Annotated in this window: 5 protein-coding genes, 1 rRNA gene and 1 pseudogene; 1 reads left to right on the top strand and 6 read right to left on the bottom strand. The window is 39.8% G+C overall.

The window, feature by feature from the left end:
• The first annotated feature begins 96 nt into the window (after positions 1-96).
• Positions 97-210 (top strand): 5S ribosomal RNA (rrf, locus tag K941_RS0111865).
• Positions 211-291: 81 nt separating this feature from the next.
• On the opposite strand, the pseudogene K941_RS15805 reads toward rrf, so the two are convergent.
• The 6 genes and pseudogenes from K941_RS15805 to K941_RS17255 all read right to left on the bottom strand — a co-directional run.
• A pseudogene (locus K941_RS15805) lies at positions 292-1,037 on the bottom strand (IS5 family transposase).
• A gap of 202 nt (positions 1,038-1,239) precedes the next feature.
• Complete coding sequence (locus K941_RS0111855) at positions 1,240-1,509, bottom strand: SH3 domain-containing protein (RefSeq protein ID WP_029103776.1); 270 nt, start codon at positions 1,507-1,509, stop codon at positions 1,240-1,242.
• A 12-nt stretch (positions 1,510-1,521) separates the two neighbouring features.
• Positions 1,522-1,875: a hypothetical protein gene (locus tag K941_RS0111850; RefSeq protein ID WP_029103775.1), complete on the bottom strand. Its 354-nt coding sequence runs from the start codon at positions 1,873-1,875 to the stop codon at positions 1,522-1,524.
• A 378-nt stretch (positions 1,876-2,253) separates the two neighbouring features.
• Positions 2,254-3,132 (bottom strand): hypothetical protein, encoded by an 879-nt coding sequence (locus tag K941_RS0111840; protein ID WP_029103774.1) that lies wholly within the window; start codon positions 3,130-3,132, stop codon positions 2,254-2,256.
• A gap of 75 nt (positions 3,133-3,207) precedes the next feature.
• Positions 3,208-5,136: a threonine--tRNA ligase gene (gene thrS / locus K941_RS0111835; protein WP_029103773.1), complete on the bottom strand. Its 1,929-nt coding sequence runs from the start codon at positions 5,134-5,136 to the stop codon at positions 3,208-3,210.
• Between the two features lie 199 nt (positions 5,137-5,335).
• On the bottom strand, positions 5,336-5,641 hold a 306-nt coding region (locus K941_RS17255; RefSeq protein WP_036388340.1), incomplete at its 5' end, for an integrase core domain-containing protein.

Below are 5,641 nucleotides of genomic sequence, written 5' to 3'. Positions count from 1 at the left end.
TATGAGATAAGTGTAAAGATTTTACCTAACAAGCTTGAATCAATCTTGAATAAAACACAATAACAGACTCATAAGCAGCGTTGTTAATCCTTTTACGCTGACGACAATAGCAAGATGGAACCACCTGATCCCTTCCCGAACTCAGAAGTGAAACGTCTTAGCGCCGATGGTAGTGTGGTTCGCCCATGTGAGAGTAGGTCATCGTCAGCACCTTATTTAGCCCCCTCTGTCATTGATAGAGGGGGTTTTGGTTTTTAAAATCGTTGAATTTGTGTATGCCATGTCGAACATTCACAACAATCTCACCCACTGACAAACAAAAGCCAAAGTCACTGTACCTTGATAATACACCAGTAGCTTATCATATCTTGTAGCAACCGTTCTAAATCTTTTGCATTTTTCATTAGTTTGTACAAGTAGTCATCTATTGGGTTTTGGTCTTTACTTTTGCTATTACTGCGTTTTGGTATGTTGGGTGTTGTATTGGTTTGTTTAATTTGCTCCCTTAGTTCATCACAGTCGTAGCCAATATCCGCACTTAATGCTTCTGTATGCTTTGATAAAACTTGTTTGTTTTGCTCTATAAGCTGTGGAGCAACCTTAACATCATGAACTTGTCCACCTGTGATGAGAAAATCAATAGGGTTGCCGCAAGCATCTAACACAAGATGAATCTTTGTGGTGTTACCACCCATACTTTTACCAATGCCTTGTTCTGTCTTGTTAGCAACATTACAAGTATGTTGATGGGCTTTGATGTAACCACCATCTATAAACACCCACTCAGTATCAGCTTCTTTGGATAGGCATTGAAACAATTTTATGAGCTTACCCAGCTTACCAACGCACAAAGGCTTTGTAAATGGTGTTGTGGCAACCAGAACATTTGGGTAAGTCTCTCCAAGGTATGCCTGTACGAATGCAAAACAAAATGCCTTCTACGGTTAATCTAAGATTGTGCTTGTTGTAGATACCAAGTTGTAGTAGAATATTTTTAACTTATGCCATTGTTCATTTGTGAGTAAGGTGCGAGCCATGACGATTTTGGTGCTTTGTTTGGGCTAGAGCTTGCATTGTACCAAAATCGTTTTTTTTGTTTTGTTAATAAAGTTCAACATGGTCTAATAAAGTTCAACATGCTCTAGTTCTGATGGGTATTGTGCCAAATATGATTTACCTGTTATTTGGTAATACGGATTTTTAAAAATCCACTCAATTTCTTGAATGGATTTTTAAAAATCAATAACAACTGATAAATTCCCGATAAACCCATCCGATATATTTATCGGTTTTGGCGTTAAACACCATTATCCAAGGGCGACCTTTGTCGTCATAGGCGTATTCACTAACATAAACGGTTGTATTATTTTTGATTTTATCAATAATTTTGCCGTTTGGTGTGGCTCGTACATTGAGCGGTGTGCCTGTTGGGTCGGTTGCTTTGCAGGTTTGAGCGTGGGCAGATATGCTAGCAAAGCTTAATATTAGAGCAAGTGCTAATTTTTTCATATAAACTGCTGGTTAATAAGCACAAAATTCAATATTTGCCCACCCTGCATCATTATAAGGGATAATCTTGATTTTATGCACGCCTTTGACTTTGGTGGTAAAATCAAGCTCTGCACCGTCTGCATAAGTAGTGCGACCTTTTGGGTCTATGATTTTAATATCCTCAACATCACGAGCGTTTTCTCTAATAGTAACATAAATGGTTTGGTTGGCTTTGGTATTTAAAGTAAAAGTTCGGTTTGTATAATCCCCCTCAAAGCTACCACAATGGCTACCTTTGGCAAAAGAGATAGGAGTAGTCTGGGCAAAACTTTGCCTACTCACCACCATTAACGCACAAACCGCCAAAACTTTTAAGCTTTTCATAAAACTTTCCTTAAAAAACTGTTTTTATTATCATAACAAATCTGTAAAAAAATACAAGCCAATTTTTTGGTAAAATAGCAAGGGTTGAGAGTTGTGGTTTGATAAACTTACCTAAATCCGCTACCATAACAAGAAATGCACAAGGATAATCCTATGACCGTACTTACTTTACATACCCTAAGACGAATTATCTGCCCAAGCCGATAAATTTGGGTTATTAAATGAACAATCCATATTGCAAGCCTTTCGTGAATTTCTTGAAAAAAAGCCCAAAGAGAGAGCTTGACGGAGCGGAAGAGTTGGTTAAGTTTGTGGCGGATGATTTTAATGAGCCGATGAAGTTGTAGATTAAAAAATACATTATGCACACCTTATTAGTCAATATCCAAATAAAGATTTTATTTTATTCAAAAAATTTGGTTTATTTTTCTTGATTGGTATGTGATTTTCTTTATAGCCTTCTTTAATTGTATCAATACATTGTTGTAAAAAATTTACAGATTTCTCCGAAACATCAATTTCATTACCAATCATTTGATTGAGTAAATTAAAATCCTGTGCAGTTGGTTTTGCGTAATCCTGAAATTCTTGCCAAATATGATTAACTTTGCTCATTTTTAAAAAAGCATTACTCATATCCATATCATTATAAGAAATCCAATCTTGATACAAATCACTATTTTTCCAAAATCTTGCAGGTAATACAGTTGCTATTCCTTGATGAGTATCGCTGATTAAAATTGGGAAATAGCCTATTGATAAAATCCCATTTGGCAAATGCGGTCGCCAAATAAACATTGTGGTTGTTACCAATTCTTTTTCGGTCAAAACTTTTGGCACACGAGAGAATAATTGTGTACGCTCATTGGTAATATGTTCAGCATATTTTTTTAATTCAAGGTCATCAGGTGTATTGTGTTTTAAGCTGAATAATTGGTGAGCGATTTGTGATAATTCATCAATGCTGGTTTTTCCATTGATATCATAAATAATTTCAGCAGGACAAGAATGTGTATTATCATCAGAAAACAACATTCTATTGGCTTGGACAATATGTGCCATCACAATTCTACCATTTTTATACAAATATGATAAATGATTGAGCTGTTCTAAATAGGCAGAATATTCTAAACCTTGCATCCAACTTGGGGGAATGATTTGCAGATAAGCCAATTCTTGTTGTGATAATTGGTTGAGATGGTTTTTTAAATCAATATTGGCAATCATTACATTTAATTGAGTGAAATTATCAGACATAAGTGTGAGCACCTTAAAAATTAGAGTGACAAAAGTAAAACAAGCCCCAAAATTTTGGAGCTTGTTTTTTTGGTGTTATTCCGCTTTCACTTCAATCCTTCCCTTCTTCTCAATCGCCCCATTTAACACTTTGACAAAGTCATCAAGGCTCATACTTCCCAAATTCTCGCCTTCACGGGTGCGGACATTGACCGTGCCACTTTCCACTTCTTTATCGCCCAAAACGAGCATAAAGGGAATGCGTTCAAGGGTGCGTTCACGGATTTTAAAGCCGATTTTTTCGTTACGCAAATCGCTAATCGCTCTAAATCCTTGATTTTGCAAGGCTTTGACGGTGCTTTCTACTGCGCCCGCTTGTTTGTCGGTAATGTTCATTACCACAACCTGCTCTGGGGCGAGCCACGCAGGGAACCAACCTGCATAATGCTCAATCAAGATACCGATAAATCTCTCAAACGACCCCAAAATCGCACGGTGGAGCATCACAGGACGCACTCTCTCGCCGTGTTCATCAATGTATTCTGCCCCAAGTCGCTCTGGCAAATTAAAATCCAGTTGTAGTGTGCCACATTGCCAGACACGCCCCAAGCAGTCTTTTAGGCTAAATTCAATTTTCGGGCCATAAAACGCCCCTTCGCCAGCTTGTAGTTCCCACGCAAGCCCTGCGGTGTCCAAAGCGTCCGCTAGGGCTTTTTCGGCATCGTCCCACAGCTCGTCTGCACCGACTCGTTTTTCGGGGCGGGTGGAGAGTTTCATTTGCACTTCATCAAAGCCAAAATCTTTATAAACTTGTAAGGTGAGCTTAATAAAGGCTTGGGCTTCGTCTCGGATTTGTTCGTGCGAGCAGAAAATATGGGCATCGTCCTGCACAAAGCCACGCACCCGCATAATGCCGTGCAAGGAGCCTGACGGTTCGTTGCGGTGGCACGAGCCAAATTCGGCTAGGCGTAGAGGCAAATCACGATATGATTTTAAGCCTTGATTAAAGACTTGTACGTGGCAAGGGCAGTTCATTGGCTTGACGGCATAGTCGCGTTTCTCACTTGATGTGGTAAACATCATATCGCCATAATTTTCCCAATGTCCAGATTTTTCCCACAGACTTCTGTCCACGACTTGTGGGGTTTTGATTTCAAGGTAGCCGTTGTCTTTTTGGACTTTACGCATATATTGTTCAAGCACCTGCCACACCGTCCAGCCGTTAGGGTGCCAAAACACCATACCGGGGGCTTCTTCTTGTAAATGGAACAGATTTAAGGCTTTGCCGATTTTGCGGTGGTCTCGTTTTTCGGCTTCTTCTATGCGTTTAATATACGCCTGTAGCTCTTTTTTGTCCGCCCACGCCGTGCCATAGATGCGTTGGAGTTGTTCATTTTTGGCATCGCCACGCCAATACGCACCGCTCATTTTGGTCAGTTTAAACGCCTTTAAAAAGCGAGTATTGGGAACGTGCGGCCCACGACACATATCAATGTATTCTTGATGATAATATAGCCCCATTGCGGTTTCGTCTGGCATATCGTCAATCAAGCGTAGTTTGTATTCTTCGCCACGATTTTTAAAGATTTCAATGACTTTCTCTCTTGGGGTCATTTTTTTGATGACATCGTAGTCTTGATTGATAAGCTCTATCATACGAGCTTCAATCGTTGCCATATCGTCTTGGGTAAAGGGTTTGTCGCTATAAATGTCATAATAAAAGCCGTCTTCAATCACAGGTCCGATGACCATTTTGACTTCGGGGAACAGTTGTTTGACAGCGTGTCCCAAAAGGTGGGCACAAGAGTGGCGGATAATTTCCACGCCTTCAAAGTCCTTTGGCGTGATGATTTGTACGGTTGCGTCCGTGGTGATTGGGTCGCAGGCGTCCACAAGTTTGCCGTTTACTTTGCCTGCCACACACGCTTTGGCAAGACCTGCTCCGATAGACTGGGCGATTTCCATTACGGTGGTGGCACCGTCAAAATGCTTAACATCGCCATTGGGAAGGGTGATTGCGACCATAGGGGTACTCCTGTTTTTGGCGTTGGCAGTGATATTTGCTACAATCAAATATTTGACCGCTACCAGTGGATTTAAAAAAATAAAGTAAAAGCACATACGAAGTGCTTTGGGTAAAGGGGCTTATTATAGCAGGTTTTGGGGTGGTGGGAAAGTGGGGGATTAAATTAAAAACAAGGCTATTCATTAAACTGTAAGAAACTCACCCGTTATTTACACTTTGTTTAAAATAAAACTCCAACCACTCATAAGGAGTAAAAGTTAAAGTTTTTCCTGTAATCTCATCTTTCTTGGTTAAAGATGAATGTGGTCTAACAGTGTTGTAGAAATTAAGAAATCTGGTTAATTCTTGCTTTCTGTGTTCACTGCTGACAAACTCATATTGATTATGCCAAAGCTCCATCAATGTTCGTATGACCCGTTCAGCTTTGCCGTTGGTTTGTGGTCTGCCTACTTTGGTAAATTTTTGGTTGATGTGGTTATCATAACATACTTTGGCAAATTCATG

The organism is Moraxella caprae DSM 19149, assembly GCF_000426885.1.
In the GTDB taxonomy this organism is placed as follows: Bacteria; Pseudomonadota; Gammaproteobacteria; order Pseudomonadales; family Moraxellaceae; genus Moraxella; species Moraxella caprae.
The sequence above is the reverse complement of the archived record's forward strand: the minus strand, read 5'-3'. Positions and strand labels throughout refer to the sequence as shown.

What these genes read in the sequence shown, in the direction of transcription:
- K941_RS0111855 (WP_029103776.1), bottom strand. Translation starts at nt 1,509, where the DNA reads ATGAAAAAATTAGCACTTGCTCTAATATTAAGCTTTGCTAGCATATCT.
- K941_RS0111850 (WP_029103775.1), bottom strand. Translation starts at nt 1,875, where the DNA reads ATGAAAAGCTTAAAAGTTTTGGCGGTTTGTGCGTTAATGGTGGTGAGT.
- K941_RS0111840 (WP_029103774.1), bottom strand. Translation starts at nt 3,132, where the DNA reads ATGTCTGATAATTTCACTCAATTAAATGTAATGATTGCCAATATTGAT.
- thrS (WP_029103773.1), bottom strand. Translation starts at nt 5,136, where the DNA reads ATGGTCGCAATCACCCTTCCCAATGGCGATGTTAAGCATTTTGACGGT.